The organism is Aeromonas sp. QDB56, assembly GCF_027705505.1.
Lineage (GTDB): Bacteria > Pseudomonadota > Gammaproteobacteria > Enterobacterales > Aeromonadaceae > Aeromonas > Aeromonas caviae.
In genome coordinates this window covers 29,841-45,321 of record NZ_JAPDBZ010000018.1, presented here as the reverse complement: position 1 = coordinate 45,321, position 15,481 = coordinate 29,841, and the positions used below count along the sequence as shown (strand labels likewise).

Annotated in this window: 12 protein-coding genes; 4 read left to right on the top strand and 8 right to left on the bottom strand. The window is 57.4% G+C overall.

From position 1 onward, the window contains the following. The 4 genes from OKB81_RS05000 to OKB81_RS04985 form a co-directional block, all read right to left on the bottom strand. A partial coding sequence (locus OKB81_RS05000) for a restriction endonuclease subunit S (protein WP_270805140.1) occupies window positions 1–1,111 on the bottom strand: 1,111 nt, incomplete at its 3' end. Then, on the bottom strand, window positions 1,111–2,598 hold the full coding sequence (locus OKB81_RS04995) for an N-6 DNA methylase (RefSeq protein WP_270805139.1): 1,488 nt from the start codon (window positions 2,596–2,598) through the stop codon (window positions 1,111–1,113). The genes OKB81_RS05000 and OKB81_RS04995, both read right to left, overlap by 1 nt. 120 nt (window positions 2,599–2,718) lie before the next feature. Further along, entirely contained in the window at window positions 2,719–5,184 is a 2,466-nt protein-coding gene (hsdR, locus tag OKB81_RS04990; protein ID WP_270805138.1) for an EcoAI/FtnUII family type I restriction enzme subunit R, read from the bottom strand. 785 nt (window positions 5,185–5,969) lie between these two features. After that, a complete protein-coding gene (locus tag OKB81_RS04985) occupies window positions 5,970–6,593 on the bottom strand; it encodes a recombinase family protein (RefSeq protein ID WP_158198436.1) in 624 nt (207 codons plus the stop codon). Between the two features lie 446 nt (window positions 6,594–7,039). On the opposite strand from OKB81_RS04985, the gene mntA reads away from it, so the two are divergent. From mntA to OKB81_RS04965, 4 genes are all read left to right on the top strand, one after another. Next, window positions 7,040–7,489, top strand: coding sequence for a type VII toxin-antitoxin system MntA family adenylyltransferase antitoxin (gene mntA / locus OKB81_RS04980; RefSeq protein WP_103243990.1), 450 nt, complete (start codon window positions 7,040–7,042; stop codon window positions 7,487–7,489). Continuing rightward, window positions 7,482–7,910: a type VII toxin-antitoxin system HepT family RNase toxin gene (hepT, locus tag OKB81_RS04975; RefSeq protein WP_075112289.1), complete on the top strand. Its 429-nt coding sequence runs from the start codon at window positions 7,482–7,484 to the stop codon at window positions 7,908–7,910. The genes mntA and hepT overlap by 8 nt, the downstream gene beginning before the upstream one ends. A 170-nt stretch (window positions 7,911–8,080) precedes the next feature. Next, a complete protein-coding gene (locus OKB81_RS04970; RefSeq protein WP_017410478.1) occupies window positions 8,081–8,335 on the top strand; it encodes a helix-turn-helix domain-containing protein in 255 nt (84 codons plus the stop codon). After that, on the top strand, window positions 8,335–9,654 hold the full coding sequence (locus OKB81_RS04965) for a type II toxin-antitoxin system HipA family toxin (RefSeq protein ID WP_017410477.1): 1,320 nt from the start codon (window positions 8,335–8,337) through the stop codon (window positions 9,652–9,654). The genes OKB81_RS04970 and OKB81_RS04965 overlap by 1 nt, the downstream gene beginning before the upstream one ends. A 420-nt stretch (window positions 9,655–10,074) precedes the next feature. On the opposite strand, the gene fhuB is transcribed toward OKB81_RS04965, so the two are convergent. The 4 genes from fhuB to OKB81_RS04945 are packed head-to-tail and all read right to left on the bottom strand — an operon-like array spanning window position 10,075 to window position 15,436. After that, window positions 10,075–12,057, bottom strand: coding sequence for a Fe(3+)-hydroxamate ABC transporter permease FhuB (fhuB, locus tag OKB81_RS04960; RefSeq protein ID WP_053288930.1), 1,983 nt, complete (start codon window positions 12,055–12,057; stop codon window positions 10,075–10,077). Continuing rightward, window positions 12,054–12,947 carry an ABC transporter substrate-binding protein gene (locus OKB81_RS04955; protein ID WP_053288975.1) on the bottom strand — a complete coding sequence of 298 codons (894 nt, stop codon included), beginning with the start codon at window positions 12,945–12,947 and terminating at the stop codon, window positions 12,054–12,056. Before OKB81_RS04955 ends, fhuB begins: the two co-directional genes overlap by 4 nt. Before the next feature lie 31 nt (window positions 12,948–12,978). Beyond that, entirely contained in the window at window positions 12,979–13,743 is a 765-nt protein-coding gene (locus tag OKB81_RS04950; protein WP_010672275.1) for an ATP-binding cassette domain-containing protein, read from the bottom strand. 46 nt (window positions 13,744–13,789) lie between these two features. Further along, window positions 13,790–15,436: a multidrug ABC transporter permease/ATP-binding protein gene (locus tag OKB81_RS04945; RefSeq protein ID WP_053288929.1), complete on the bottom strand. Its 1,647-nt coding sequence runs from the start codon at window positions 15,434–15,436 to the stop codon at window positions 13,790–13,792. Window positions 15,437–15,481 lie beyond the last annotated feature (45 nt).

Here is a 15,481-nt window from a genome sequence, read left to right as displayed (position 1 = left end):
CCACAGGTGGTTTTTGACGAACTTCTGAAAGCAGCCTGATTTTTAATCGGGAATTGCACTTCGAAGTTGAATTCGCGACCAGCTTACCCATTACTGCCAGTTGCAGGATGGTCTGTTTCAAGGCGTCGATGCTGGCCTCAGTGGTAAAGAGGGTATCGAAATGAGTGCTTAGCCGCGCCCAGTTTTGCGCCAACTCGTCGGCATCGCTGGAATCGGTCAGGGTCGCGAGTAGCGTATCCACCAGCGTCTGATGGGCCGCCAACTGCGATTCGCTGCACTGCTCCAACTGGTCGCAGAGGGCCATAAGCTCATCCACTTTGGCAACGATGCGGTGCTGTTCTGCAAATGGCGGAATTGGCAATGGATAAAATGAGAAAAAGTCCTTGGCAAGTCGCTTTTGACCTGCGGTTCCGGTCATTCCTGCCTCACCTTTTTTGAGATATATAGGCGATTTTATATTTAATAATATAAAGAATGCTGAAACATAATCTGTATATGGTCTAGCTATATGAAGCTCTGTCGTTCCTGCGCCTATTCCATTAATTAAACCACGAAAAACTGCAGCCTTACTATTCTCAAAACATGGTGTTATTTTTGCTATGCCAATATCCCCATTAGCAAAATGGGTAAAACCTTTCTTTATCTCGCCCCACTTCCTTGCTTCAAATTCATGCTGCCCGTTATATGCGGTGCTGATTAAAGACATGGGTACAAATGATGCGTCAAAAGCATCATCGCTTTCATTACGTGGATTGATCTCTGCGATCTCTGCAAGCATTGACCACTCCCACCCATCCGGTAATTCAAACGGCTTCTCTTCCTCGCTAATTTCCGGCAAGGCCTTGGGCTTTTTAATTTTCCCCTCTTTCACCAACCGCGCCTTTTCGGCGGCAATCCGTTCCAACAGCACGGAGGCCGGTTCATCGCTGGGGTCTTGCGGCACCAATTTGCCGCGCACGGCCAGCTCCAGGATCAGCTCGCGCAGCTTTTTGATGCCGGTGAGTTCCAGCTTGCTGCTGCTACCGCGCCCGGCACTGCTTTTGGGGCGCACCGCCGCAGTCCAGAGATCCAGATGGTCGGTAATCAGATTTTCTATTTTCAGAGCCGCCATTATGCCTGCCCCCCTTGCTTGGCCGCACCTTTGCCCAAAGCGTCGCCTAGAATGGCTTTTAGCTGGTTACGCAGGTTCTGAATTTCAGCCTGTTCTTTGGCATAGCGCGCCAGCAGCTCGTCCGGATCGTGGCTTATCTGCTCACCGACATGGGGGTTTTTGATATCGAGGTTAAAGTTGCGCTCGATAATGGTCTCGATGCTGACCTTCCAGGCTTGCTCGGTCTCTACCCGGGCGGCAAAGCCGTCCGCCTCATAGCCCCACCAGGCGATCTCGGCTTCGAACTCCTCGAACTTCATCGGTTTGGTCTTGCTGTAGTTCTTCACCCCAGCCGGATAGGGGTGCTCATAGAACCAGACATCCTTGGTGGGCTGGCCCTTGGTAAAGAAGAGGATATTGGTCTTGATGCCGGTATAGGGGGCAAACACGCCGTTGGGCAGCCGCACTATGGTGTGCAGGTTGCACTCAGCAGTGAGCAGTTGCTTGATCTTGGTTTTGACCCCTTCGCCAAACAGAGTTCCATCAGGCAGCACCACGGCGGCGCGACCACCCTTTTTCAGAACTTCGATGATGAGCTGCAGGAACAGGTCGGCGGTTTCGCGGGTGCGCAGGTCGGCGGGGAAGTTCTGCTCGATGCCATCTTCTTCGGTGCCACCAAAGGGCGGGTTGGTGAGGATCACGTCGATATCGCTATCCCAGCTCGACAGCGGTTTGTCGAGGGTGTTGCCGTGGCGGATCTGCACCGGCACCTCGATACCGTGCAGCAGCATATTGGTAGTGCAAAGGAGGTGCGGCAGCTGCTTCTTCTCGACCCCCAGGATCTGCTGCTGCAGGGTCTGATGGTCGGCTGAGGTCTCGACATAGTGCTCTTTGACATGATCAAAGGCGCAGGCGAGAAAGCCGCCGGTACCGCAGGCCGGGTCCATGATCCGCTCGCCGAGTTTGGGGTCGATGCGGTTGACCATAAAGCGCGTGACGGCGCGGGGGGTGTAGAACTCGCCCGCGTTACCGGCGCTTTGCAGGTCACGCAGGATCTGCTCGTAGATGTCACCAAACAGGTGGCGTTCGCTGCTGTCGGTAAAGTCGATCTCGTTGAGCTTGTTGATCACCTGCTTGAGCAGGGTGCCGTTCTTCATGTAGTTGAAGGCATCGCTGAATGCCTCTTTCACCACATAGCCACGAGGGTTGAGACTGATATTGGCTGGCTGGTTTTTCAGGCTGTCGAACAGATCGTTGTTGACGAAATCGAGCAGGGCATCGCCGGTCAGCCCTTCGCTATCGGCCGCCCACTTGCGCCACAGGAAGCGTTCGGGGATGGGGCAGCGGTAGTTATCCTGCTCAAACTCCAGCTCCTCTTCCTGGGCGTCGAACACTTTCAAAAACAGCAGCCAGGAGAGCTGACCGAGGCGTTGGGCATCACCGTCAATACCGGCGTCCTTGCGCATGATGTCCTGAATGGATTTGATGACTGAGCTGATGGATGACATGGAATTCTCTGCTTTTTACAAAAATGGTGACGAATACAGGGGCGAATGCGTCAGGAGTATCGATAAAACAAGCGGCCATCATTGGAATGGCCGCATGGTAGTTCAGAAGCCGTCAGGTCGTCAGGCGCTCTGCTGCTCACGGTAAATTTCTTGCTCCAGTTCGGTGATGGCCTGCTCGAACTGTTTGGGGCCACCAAAACCCTTCTTGGCCAACTCCAGCGGGCGCCCCAACTCGGTAAAGGGGGCGACCTTTAGCGCATCCTTGGTCTCAATCTCGGTCACCCCCTGATCGGCATACTTGTCGAGCAGGCGGGTTAATACCTGCTGGGCGGTGTCGTTGTACTTGGTGAAGTAGTTGCGCTTTTTGACGTTGTTGGCCCGCTCGCGGCGGGTCAGTGGCGGCTGATCGTATACCACGTGGCAGATAAGGTCGAACGGGTCGAGCTCCTTGCCCACTTCCTGCTCCAACACCTCCCACAGCACGCCCGCCTGAGCCAATTCATCCATGATGGCTTGCTTGCGCTGCGCGCCTTGCCAACGTTTGGTGAAGGCATCGAGGGTGGCAAACTCTTTGAGCAGGGTCTTCTTGGTGTAGTCCTTGAAGGATTCGGTCACCAACTTGCCATCGGCATCGTAATACTGCACCCGCTCGGCGATGACGCTGACCGCCACGCCGTTGACATAATACTTGCTGACCCCGGGCTCGGGGCCACCCAGCGGACCTGTGCCCTGGCCACCAGCGCCACTCTGACCACCATCACTACCGGTTGTGTAAGTGTTGGGCTCTTCATCGACCCCGGTGGCAAACAGATCGTCATTGTCGCCGGGTTCATCGGTTGGCAGCAGATCGGCATCGCCGATGATATCGCCCAAGCCTTCATCCGGATTGTTGATGTCTGCCGGTTTGATCACCATGACGCGCTCCGGCTCGCCGTCGAAACGGGGATCGGCAAACAGTTCGGTGGCCTTCTTGAAGTCGAGAATGGTGAACCAGAGCTTGCCGTACTTGTCGTCGATACGGGTGCCACGGCCGATGATCTGTTTGAACTTGGTCATGGACTGGATGTTTTGGTCCAGCACCACCAACTTGCAGGTTTTGGCATCGACGCCGGTGGTCATCAGCTCGGAGGTAGTAGCGATGACCGGATAGGGCTTTTTCGGGTTGATGAAGTTGTCGAGCTGGGCTTTGCCAAGGTCATCGTCGCCGGTGATTTTCATCACATAGCGCTCATCCTTGGCCATCTGTTCCGGGTTGAGGTTGACCAGCGCCCGTCGCATCCGGTCGGCATGATCGATGTCGTTGCAGAACACGATGGTCTTGGCCATCGGGTCGGTTTTCTTGAGGTAGTTGGTGATGGTCTCGGCCACTAGCTGGGTACGCTCGTCGATCACCAGGGTGCGGTCGAAATCCTTCTGGTTATAGATGCGGTCTTCAATCAGGTTGCCCTGTTTGTCCATCTGCCCTTTGGTGGGACGCCACCCCTGCAAATCCACATCGATATCAACCCGCACCACCTTGTAGGGGGCAAGAAAGCCATCTTCGATCCCCTCTTTGAGGGAGTAGGTATAAACAGGGTCACCGAAGTAATCTGTGCTGGAGACGGTTTCGGTCTCTTTGGGCGTAGCGGTGAGACCAATCTGGGTGGCCGATGAAAAGTATTCGAGGATCTCGCGCCAGGCGCTGTCTTCGGCGGCGCTGCCCCGATGGCACTCATCCACCACGATCAGGTCGAAGAAGTCGGGGGAGACCTGCTTGAAGGCTTTCTGCGACTCTTCCGGCCCGGTGAGCGCCTGATAGAGGGCAAGGTGGATCTCATAGGCAGGATCGATCGTACGTCCGGTGACCTTGGTCATGGCCGAGCCAAAGGGCTGAAAGTCATTGATCTTGGTCTGATCTACCAGAATGTTGCGATCGGCCAGAAACAGGATTCGCTTCTTGGCGCCCGCCTTCCACAAACGCCAGATGATCTGGAATGCAGTGTAGGTCTTGCCGGTGCCGGTGGCCATCACCAGCAATACCCGATCCTCACCTTTTGAGATGGCTTCTACGGTCTTGTTGATGGCCTGCAGCTGGTAATAGCGGGGAGATTTGCCGCTGCCATCCGAGTAATAGTCCTGGCTGATGACAGGCAACTGTGCCTGGGTGTAACCCTTCCAGGTACAGAGTTTGTCCCAAAGCTGACCCGGGCTGGGGAAATCCTCCAGCGCAATCTCGGATTCCAGCTTGGCCGGATTGGTCTTGTCATGAAATACGAAGCCATCGCCGTTGCTGGCAAATACGAACGGCACATCCAGCAGACGGGCATAATCGAGCCCCTGCTGCATCCCCTTGCCAATCTCATGCTTGTTGGCTTTGGCCTCGATCACCGCCAGTGGCAAGCCCATCTTGTGATAGAGCACGATATCGGCCGATTTGACCTTTTTGCGGGCCGCCATCTGGCCGCGAACCACCACCTTGCCATCCCGCAGCTTCACCTCTTGGCGAACCTGGGTCAGGTCATCCCACCCCGCCGCCTTGATGGCAGGCAGCAGGTATTTGGAGATGATGTCGGCTTCAGTGAGGGTTGCTTTGTTGATCTCGGCCATGAGCACTCTTCCGGTCGGGGACAATATTGCTCAAGATTCTCTCATAAAATCAGCCGAGTTTTGTTGATTTCAGACTCATAAAGCAACATGGGAGGCTGCTCTTGATAGCGTACCTTCTGGCCAAGGATACGTCAGGCAATGGCATAACTAGGTCGTAGTGAATGCTTGTTGAAGGGCATCGCTTGAGTTAGTCCCATAGCCAGTCAGCCGGCTTGGCTCCCGCTGAATGCACAGGCCAAGATTCCAGATAGATAGGAATCCGCCCCATCAATTCCAGCTCACCAAGGTCCATCATCCCTTCAAACAAGATGACCAATATTCCAAAGAGAAAAACGGCACGAAATTTCCAGATAGATAGGAAGTCTTCGATCAGGATTCCACATAACTCGTTCTGAACTGGCATTCCACTATGTGGAAAATTCGCACCACTTTTCCAGATAGATAGTTATGTGGAAAGAAACTGGACGGGAATTGGCTGGGGATGACAAGGCTCATTTCATGGCCCCACATCCTGCGTGATTCCACACAATCATGTTTGTCGCGAGCGAACAAACTTCAATACTTTCAGCGCGTTGTTGATTTTTTCCTGAGCAGAGTCCATGGTGATATGGAGTTTGGTCACACGATCACCTGATTGCATCCTTTATCCGCTACACCTGAGGCCATCACCATGAACAGCATCGTCATCCTGACCCTCCTGTTTTCATTCCTGATAGGGTTTGGCGCCTTTGCAGCGTGGCTGTATATCGAGAAGCGTCGCATGGGTGCCTCGGATAAATGACCCGCTATTTTGCTGAACGGACCTCTTTTGCCACGCACGAAATCAGATGGCGGGAGCAGCCCAACATTTCCTGGATCACCGAGTAGCTGTGTCCGGTGCTCAACAACTGTGCGATGTGCTGACGCTTCTTTTCATCTTTCTGGCGACCGCGATATTTCCCCTCATCCCTAGCCTTGGCAATACCCTGCTGTTGCCTGCGTCGGCGATCTTCATAATCCTTGCGAGCGACGGCTGCGAGCATATCCAGCAGCATGCCATTTACAGCCTGCAAGATGGCGCAGGTGAACTCGGAGCGGCTGTCCCCCTGTAACGCTACCCAGGAAGTCGGAAGCTCCGGAGAAACGATTGAGAGCTGTTTCTGAGCCAGCAACTGCTTCAATGTTTGCCAATCCGTCTGATTGAGGCGGGCCAGACGATCAATCTGCTCTACCAGCACAATGTCACGATCTGCAGCATCGCGGATCAGCCGCATAAGCTCAGGCCTGTCCAACGTCGCACCAGACTCATTCTCCACATAGAAACTGGCTATCTGATTGCCATGCTCTGCAGCAAAACCAATCAGCAGCTCTCGTGCCCGCTCAGCATCCTGCTCCACTGTCGATGCACGTAAATACGCCCGTATGAACACTGAAACCTCCATCGGTCTGTTTAAACTGGTTCTGAATTTTCGGTTCAATATAAGTGGTTTCAATATTGTTTTCGAGAGGGTATTGAGTGGTTTTAATGGGGTATACCTTTTTAGAACCACCACATGACGATCGAAACACAACCTTTCGATAGCCTTTTGATCTGACAGCACAAACTTTAAGTGTGATCCGTCATCACAAAGTCGCTTTTGAGTTGTATTTGGGTATTTAAGCGACGTTGCTCACCATTCCTGATCTGCTGAATGGGATGCCAAAGGAGGAAATCTACAGAAGCTGGGCTTTGAGGTGAGTCATTTTTTCGACTCACCGAACAAGCCAGCAGCCAAGCGCAGCGCGGCAGGCTACTGGAAGTTACGTACAAAAGCCCAACCATGTGGCACCATACTAACCAGAACTCTGTCTCAAGCGACCAAATGGCCGTACCAATATGAAACCCGACAGCGATGTTATTCACCAGCTGATTACCCTAGCCAACAGCAACCCCCAGGTGCAGGTGCTTTGGCTTTACGGCTCCCGTGCCAAGGGGACTGCAGGTCCTGCCAGCGACTGGGATCTGGCGGTGGCCTTTGATCCAATCAAACAGAATGGACCACTGGGTACTGCACTGGAAAACCGCTTGCGCCCTGAACTGCTCGCGCTGGAGTGGCAACGTGCCATGGGGTTGGCAGAGGGGAAACTTTCGGTCGTCGATATCAATCAGGCCCCGATTCCGTTGGCTTTTGCGGTAGTAGATGCAAATCGTCCTCTCTATAGCCGTGATGAGGGGCGGCGTTTGCAAGAGGAGGCGCGGATAATGTCGCAGATGGAACTTGGTTATCACCATCGCCAAGCCTATATCAGCAAACATCATTCTGAGGAGTGGAGTAAAGATGAGTGATAACGCCTATATAGGAGCTTTACGCATCAGCCTGTCGCGCTATAAGGCCGAGTTGTCAGAGATACGGGCTATTCTGGCGCTGCGTGCACTTTCCAATCTGGAGTACCGCGCAGCTGAGCGAACTCTACAAGTGTCTATCGAAGCGTGTATTGGCGTGGCAAAGCACTGGGCTAAAGCATTGGCAAGTCATACCCCACAGGATGCCTATCAGGCATTCGAAATCCTGGCCCAGCGTGGTGAGCTATCCCCCGACACCTTAATCGGCTGGCGCAAGATTATTGGCCTTCGCAATGCGCTGGTGCACGACTATCTGAATATTGACCCCGAGATCATCCGTAGCGTCATTGCTCAAGGCTATAGCGACCAGCTGTTCACGTTTGCAGATCAAGGTCTCGACTGGTTGGCTGCCCACATTGATTGAAACTTCGACGTCATATCTCCGCTTACCGTTCTCTTACCCGCTATGGGGGATAAATGTTTAATACCGGCTATAGCGTGTGAGTTATATTATACCTCCTATAACAGGTAAACATTGATATACCTGCCACAGCGTGTAAATTGGAAGAAGGCACGCTACCAGGTTGTCGAATCATGAAAGTAACCAGCGCCAAGCAGCTGAGCGCCTGTATCAAGGATGCCAGGCTTTCTCAAAAGCTCTCTCAAGGCAAAGTGGCCGAGAAAGTGGGGATTAGGCAAGACACAGTCTCCAGCTTCGAGCTCAATCCTGAGTCCACCAAGCTGGAAACCCTGTTCAAGATCCTCGCAGCACTCGAATTGTCAGTGGATATCAAACCCCGCAATGAGTCATCCGAGAGTCCGGCATCGGGCTGGAAGGAGGAGTGGTAATGGCCAATCTGGCTGTCTACATGAACGGCTATCGGGTAGGCACATTCACCAAAACTACCAGCGGTGCCCATCAGTTTCAGTACCATGAGTCATGGCTAGCACAACCGGGCAGTCGTCCGATCTCACTCTCCATGCCATTGCGCCATCAGGCCTACCGGGGCGATGAAGCCTATAACTTCTTCGACAACCTGCTGCCAGATAATACGGAGGTGAGAAACAGGGTTGTAGCACGCTATCAAGCGGCATCAACCCAGCCCTTCGATCTGCTCAGTTGCATTGGCCAGGATAGCGTAGGGGCATTACAGCTGGTTACCGAAGGGCACGATGTTCCAGATGTCAGGCGAATCGACTACAAGGCACTTTCCGATGACGAGCTCGAGCAGATCCTGACCAGCTACAAATCAGGAATCCCTTTGGGGATGGTCAGGGAGCAAGAGGAGTTCCGGATCTCTATCGCCGGGGCGCAAGAAAAGACTGCGCTGCTCTATATCGATGGCCGTTGGTACTTGCCACTCAAAGCAACGCCGACAACCCACATTATCAAACTCCCTATCGGCAAGATTGAAAGCCACTCCTACTCGATAGACCTCTCCCAGAGCGTAGAAAACGAATATCTCTGCACTCTGATTGCCAAGGAGTTTGGTCTACCCGTACCTCACTGCTTCATGATGCAGGTTGGCCAGGTCAAAGCACTGGCTGTGGAACGCTTCGACAGACGTTACGCTGCCGATCGCAGTTGGATCATGCGCCTTCCCCAAGAGGATTTCTGTCAGGTATTGAATGTTCCGTCAGCACGGAAATACGAGAGCCATGGAGGACCAGGGATCACTGACATCATGAAAACCTTGCTGGGCTCTGCGACACCAGAACAGGATCGCTACCTGTTCATGAAATCTCAGGTCCTGTTCTGGCTGCTGGCGGCCACCGATGGTCATGCAAAAAATTTCTCGGTCTTTATTGAACCGGAAGGGCGTTTTCGCCTGACCCCTTTTTACGACATCCTATCTGTCTATCCAGTGTTTGGCGGCCGAGGCCTCAACCGAAGGGACGCCAAGCTCGCTATGGGCCTAGCAAGCAGCAAGGGAAAGAAGTACGCCATTGAGCAGATATTCCCGCGTCATTTCTTCCAAACGGCGAAAACTGTGGGATTTGAGCGTTCTGCTATGGAAGAGATCCTGACAGAACTGGCCAACTCCGTTGATGATGTTATTGAGCTCGTTACCCAGCAATTGCCAGCAGACTTCCCCGATACCATCAGCAGCACCATTCTAGAGGGCCTAAAAGCCCGCTCAGCCAGGCTGATAAAGGGCTGGGATTAAATTGGCGGTATGTGGGATGATTGCACGGTTAGCCAAACTACCTATTGGAAGCTTGCACGGTTCGAAGAGTAAAAGCGGCTTTCCAAGTACCAAGCGATGCTATAGTCGGTTCAAAATACGCTCAAAACTCACCTAAAAGGCGGCTTTGACTGCATGTGGGGGCCTCGCATTGATTCATATGGGGAGGCTGCACGATTGAGAATGGACTATGTGGGAACGCTGCACGATAGCAGAAACCCGTGAGCGGCCTCTCAATATGCTGTTTTAGTTACTTTTACCCCAAACGGCCCCCGAAAAGTCACTAACATATTGAAGATAATAGATTATTTACATTCTGCATCGGCAAGTAAGTCCGCAGAACAGGCAATGATAAGCCCGGGTTCATCCCGGGCTTTTTTTGTGCGCTTTTCATCCATCAACCTAGAGACGGCGCAGGCACCACATGAAGTAAGCGCCCCCTAACAGGGTGGAGACCAGACCGACGGGCACCTCCTGGGGAAAGAGGATCTGCTGGCCGATCCAGTCCGCCGACACCATCAGCAAAGCACCACAGCCTGCGGCGCCGAGCAGGTGCCAGCGCGCCCTCACCAGCCCCATCAATCTGGCCAGGTGCGGCGCCAGCAGACCGGCAAAGGAGAGCGGGCCTATCACCATGGTGGCACTGGCGGTGAGCACGGCCACCAGCAGCAGGATGGTGAGCTGGGCACGGCCGAGATGGATCCCCAGAGCCGTCGCTACCGCCGGCCCCATGGGCATGAGATCGAGCCAGCGGCTCACCAGCAGGCAGGCTGCCAGCATCAGCAGCGCCAACACCACCAGGGCAAGGGCCACCGGCTGGGTGACGTAATAGGTGGAGCCGGACATCCAGGAGAGCAGTTGCTGCACCCACAGGTCGCCGTTGGCCAGGGCGATGGCCTGCAACGGCTCGAACAGCGCCGTGATGGCGATGCCAGACAGCAGTATCCGCTCCGGCTGGAAGCCGTTGCGCCGGTTGATAAGCACCAGCAGCAACAGGCAGGCGAAGGCGCCCACCAGCCCCCCCAGCAGCATCATGGGCAGCGGCAAGGCGGGCAGCAACAGGGCCGCCGCAATCACCCCCATGAAGGTGCCACCGCTCACCCCCAGCAGTTCGGGGCTCGCCATAGGGTTGTTGCTGACTCGCTGCAACAGGGTGCCTGCCAGCGCCAGCAACACGCCTGCGGCACCCGCTGCCAGCGTGCGCGGCAAGCGCCACTCCAGCTGGACCTGCCACCGCAGCCAGCTCGGCCAGCCCCAGCCGCCCATTCCCTGCCCAAACAACAGGGAGGCGATCACCGCCGCAGCCAGCCCCAACACCATCAGGCCGACAAGGCGAGTTGGCGCCGGATGGCGGGCCAACTGCAGGGAGGAGTTCGCCTTAGGCGCACTCTGCTTGATACCAAGACGCGGGATCAGCCAGAGCAGCAGCGGCGCCCCCAACAGGGCCGTCATGGCGCCGGTCGGGATCAGCACAGGCCAGAACCGGCTCAGGGTCTGCAGCAGCAGATCGGTGGCCGCCAGCAACAGGGCGCCGAGGATGGGCGCCCACAGCAGCCGCTGGGCCAGTTTTCTGACCCCCAGCAGCCGCACCATGGCGGGCGCCGCCAGCCCGATAAAACCGATCAGCCCCACCACGCTCACCACGCAGGCGGTGATGAAGACCGCGAGGCCGAGGCCGGCGAATCTCAGGTGCTTGAGAGAGACCCCCAGGCTGCGAGCGCTGGCATCGTCCAGCTCCAGCACTGCCAGCGGGCGCACCAGCACCGCCGCCAGCATCGCGGCCAACAGCAACCGTGGCAGCAGATAGCCGACGCCGCTCCAGCTGTTCTGGGCCAGAGATCCGCTCCCCCACACCAGCAACCCTTTGAGCTCCTCCTGGAAGAACAGCAGCAATCCCATGCTGATGGCGGCCAGATAGAGGTTTATCACCAGCCCTGCAAAAACGATGACCACGGGATTGAGCTGACGGCGCCAAGCCAGGGCGAAGACCAGCCCCATGGCCAGGCTTCCCCCGGCCATGGCGATCCACTCCCGCCCGATCAGCAGCCAGGAGGGGGCGAGCAGGGTCACCATCATCAGCGCCAGCTGGGCGCCAGAGGCCACCCCCAGGGTGGTGGGCGAGGCCAGGGGATTGCGCAGCACCTGCTGCATCAGGGTACCGGTGAGCCCGAGGGCGGCACCGGCCAGCAGGCAGATGGCAAGGCGCGGCAGCCAGCTGAAATGGACTACCGCCTGGCGGGCATCGTCCAGCTCGGGGGAGAACAGGGCCTGCCACCAGAGCGCCCCCGGCAGTTGACGCGACAGCTCGGCGCAAGCCAGCCCCAGTGTCAGCACCAACAGGCAGAGACCCGGGCGCAGCAGGGGCGAAGAAAGAGAAGAGCTCATTGATTTGATCCCCCGGTTGCTCTGTGGACAGCCTGCTCCCGCAAGGCACCGTCCAGCAGGGTGGCGAAGCGGCGGGCCGCCAATATGCCACCAAAACTCCATGTCGCAGGCAGATGGATCACTGGATTGTTCTGTACCAGCGGGAGATGCTGCCACAATCCAGGCTCCTGAAGTTTTTCACCAACTCCTACGGGCACGGGGTCCACCACCACCAGCCTGGCATCCGGCATCCCGAGAAACTGCTCCAGGCTCGCGACCGAGAATCCCCATGCATTGGTCTCTCCCTGCCAGGCGTTGCGAAGACCGAGGCGCTGCATCACAGCCTCGAACAGGCTGCCATGGCCAAACACCCGCACATGGCGCTCATCGATGAATTGCACCACCAGCAAGGGGGGCATATCGGCGGGCTGCGCCGCCTGCATCTGTGCCAGATCCTGCTCCAGCGCGGCGAGCTGGCGTTCGGCCTCCGCGGTCTTGCCCACCAGGGCGGCGATGGTCAGGGTCGCTTCCCGCAGTCGCTGCCACAGATCGGTGCCCGGTTCATACAGAGCGATGGAGTGCACCGGCGCGATGCGGGAGAGGGTCGGCGCCAGGGGGGCCGCCAGCGGCGAGATGAGAATAAGATCCGGTTTGAGCTCCGCCAGCAGTTCCCGGTTGGGTTGGGCACGCAGCCCGATATCGATCACCCCGGCAGGAAGCTGGGGTTCACCGACCCAGGCGCGATAGGGGGCCACATCCCCCACCGCCATCGGTGTCACTCCGAGCGCCAGCAGGGTTTCGGCTATGGTCCAGTCCACGGTGGCGATGCGGGGCGTGGCGCTGGTGACGGTGACAAGCTGCCCGGCCTCCCCTGCCAGGGGCAGCAGCAGACTGAGCAAACAGGGCGCCATCTTCAATAAACGGTTCAAGAGCGGCCCCCGGTCAGACGATGGCGATGGCGTGGTCATGGGCCGGATGGCGAATGACCTCCATGGGGATGCCATAGATGGCGTTCAGGGTCTCCCCTGTCATGATCTGTTCGGGCTCGCCGTGGGTCAGCAGACGGCCGGAGTGCAGCGCCACCAGCCGATCGCAGAAACGGGAGGCCATGTTGATGTCGTGAATGACGATGATGACCCCGAGGTTGAGCTGGCGGCTGAGCTGCTTGACGAGCGTGAGCACCTCCACCTGATGGGCCACGTCCAGGGCGGCCAGCGGCTCGTCCAGCAGGATGAAACGGCTCTCCTGAGCCAGCAGCATGGCGAGCCAGACTCGCCCCCGCTCACCGCCGGAGAGGGTATCCACCAGCCGATCGGCAAAGCGTTCGGTGTGGGTCAGGGCGATGGCACGCTCCACCTGACGGTGATCTTCCGCTCCCATCCGGCCCAGCAGTCCGCGCCAGGGGTAGCGCCCCATCTCCACCAGCTCGCGGCCGAGCAGGTTTTCGGCACTCGGCAGGTGCTGGGGCAGATAGGCCACCTGACGGGCAAACTCCCGGTTGCCCCAGGCAGACAACGGCTGGTCATCGAACAGGATCTCCCCGCCGCTGTGGGGTTGCTGGCGCGCCAGCAGCTTGATCAGGGTCGATTTTCCCGACCCGTTGTGGCCGATGAGGCCATAGACCCGACCTTGCTCGAAGCGAAGGCTGGTGGGGTGCAGCAGCGTGCGGTCATTGACCGCGAAGCTGGCGGATTTCATCTCGAACATAAGCAATTCCTGTGCTGGCTTGCTGCCAGTCTCATCGGTGCCAGCATCAGGTCGGCACCTTGCCATCCAGATGGGCGACCGCATCCCGGCTCACCTGCTCGCGCTGCTCGCCGGTCAGTTCGGTGAGGCGGCCCTGGCGCATCTCCAGCAGGCGATCGGCCAGAGAGAAGTAGTGATCGTCGTGGCTGATGGCGATCACCGTCTTGCCCATCTCCTTGAGACGCGGCAACAGCACCTGATAGAAGATGCGGCGGAACTGGGGATCCTGATCCGCGGCCCACTCGTCGAACAGCATGATCTCGCGCTGCTCTGCCAGGGCCAGCAGCAGGGCGACCCGCTTGCGCTGGCCCTGGGAGAGGTCGATATCGGCGATGAAGCCATCCTCGATGGCAAGCTTGCTGCCCATCTGCAACCGCTCAAGCCACTCGGCGACCAGCGCCTCTTTCGGCTCGGGCCCCAGCAAATGCTGGAACAGGTGGTAGTCGGTGAAGATGGCGGAGAAGAGCCCCAGATAGCCGTTGCGATCGGTGACCGGCTCCCCATCCAGCAGGATCCGGCCAGAGACCGGTTGATAGAGCCCGGTCAGCAGCATGGCCACGGTCGACTTGCCGGAGCCATTGCCACCGATGAGGAATATCTGCTCCCCCCGCTCGATCACCAGATTGATGGGGCCCACGGAGAAACCGCCCTCCCCCTGGTAGTGAAAGCTCACCTGATCCAGCTCGATGCGCTGCCAGGGGCGAGGCGCAGGCGGCAACGGGAACGCCTCGTCCGGCTCTGCCAGATTGAGGGCAGCTATCTTGTCGAACGCCACCTGGGCGGCGATCAGGGTCGGCAGGGCTCCGATGCCTTGCAGCAAGGGAGTGCGCAGGAACAACAGGGTCAGGGCGAAGGTGGCGGCCACATTGGTGTTGGCCCAGCCCAACCCGTTGGCCAGGAAGAAGACCAGGCCGATGGCACCCAGCATCATGATGTTCGACCAGTTCACCGCGCTCAGGTGGTAGGTATCGGCGCGGATGATCTGCTCCCGGTAGTCCCGGGCATTCTGCTCATAGAGCTGGTGGTAGACGAAGTGGGCACGCTCGCGGTTGAGCGCCAGCTCCTTGCACCCGGCGATGATGGACTGGTAGTTCTGGTAGAGCCTGTCTTCGGCCTGGCGCATGTGCGCCAGGTGGCGATAGACCCGGTTCACCAGCAGCCAGCCCACCACCATGGTCACGGTGACCCAGAGGGCGGTAACACCGAGCAAGGCGGGAGAGAGCAGGCCAAGGTAGATGATGGAGCCCAGGGTGAGCACCAGACCCTGTACCAGTTCCGGCAGGCGCACGAAGGCGATGGTGATCTGACCGATGTCGCTGGAAAGGGAGGCCAGGAGCGGCCCCTGCCCTATTTGACGCAGACGGGCGACGTCGGTATCCAGCAGTTGCTTGAGCAGGCGGCCACGCAACCGGTAGACGAAATGGTGACCCAGGGTGGTCAGGGCCAGTTGGGATCCGAGCGTGATCACCAGCAGCAGCAAGACCAGGCCGACAAGCTGACCCAGGATCGGCAGCGGATCCCCGACTGATTCGATAAGTGATTGATTGATGAAGGCAATGACGCCTATCCCGCTGACAGCACTCAGCAGGCTGAGCAGGGTAATGGCGATGAAGGGCCAACGGTATTGGCGATAAACCAGTGACAAGAGTTCCATGACAGGCCTGTAGATGAATGGAAGGAGGGCGGGAGCCTTCGCCCC

Excerpts from the sequence above, each read along its gene's own strand:
- OKB81_RS04970 (WP_017410478.1), top strand. The coding sequence starts at position 8,081 with ATGAAAGTAACCAGCGCCAAGCAGCTGAGCGCCTGTATCAAGGATGCC.
- OKB81_RS04945 (WP_053288929.1), bottom strand. The coding sequence starts at position 15,436 with ATGGAACTCTTGTCACTGGTTTATCGCCAATACCGTTGGCCCTTCATC.
- OKB81_RS04955 (WP_053288975.1), bottom strand. The coding sequence starts at position 12,947 with ATGGCGCCCTGTTTGCTCAGTCTGCTGCTGCCCCTGGCAGGGGAGGCC.
- fhuB (WP_053288930.1), bottom strand. The coding sequence starts at position 12,057 with ATGAGCTCTTCTCTTTCTTCGCCCCTGCTGCGCCCGGGTCTCTGCCTG.
- OKB81_RS04965 (WP_017410477.1), top strand. The coding sequence starts at position 8,335 with ATGGCCAATCTGGCTGTCTACATGAACGGCTATCGGGTAGGCACATTC.
- mntA (WP_103243990.1), top strand. The coding sequence starts at position 7,040 with ATGAAACCCGACAGCGATGTTATTCACCAGCTGATTACCCTAGCCAAC.
- hsdR (WP_270805138.1), bottom strand. The coding sequence starts at position 5,184 with ATGGCCGAGATCAACAAAGCAACCCTCACTGAAGCCGACATCATCTCC.
- OKB81_RS04995 (WP_270805139.1), bottom strand. The coding sequence starts at position 2,598 with ATGTCATCCATCAGCTCAGTCATCAAATCCATTCAGGACATCATGCGC.
- hepT (WP_075112289.1), top strand. The coding sequence starts at position 7,482 with ATGAGTGATAACGCCTATATAGGAGCTTTACGCATCAGCCTGTCGCGC.
- OKB81_RS04950 (WP_010672275.1), bottom strand. The coding sequence starts at position 13,743 with ATGTTCGAGATGAAATCCGCCAGCTTCGCGGTCAATGACCGCACGCTG.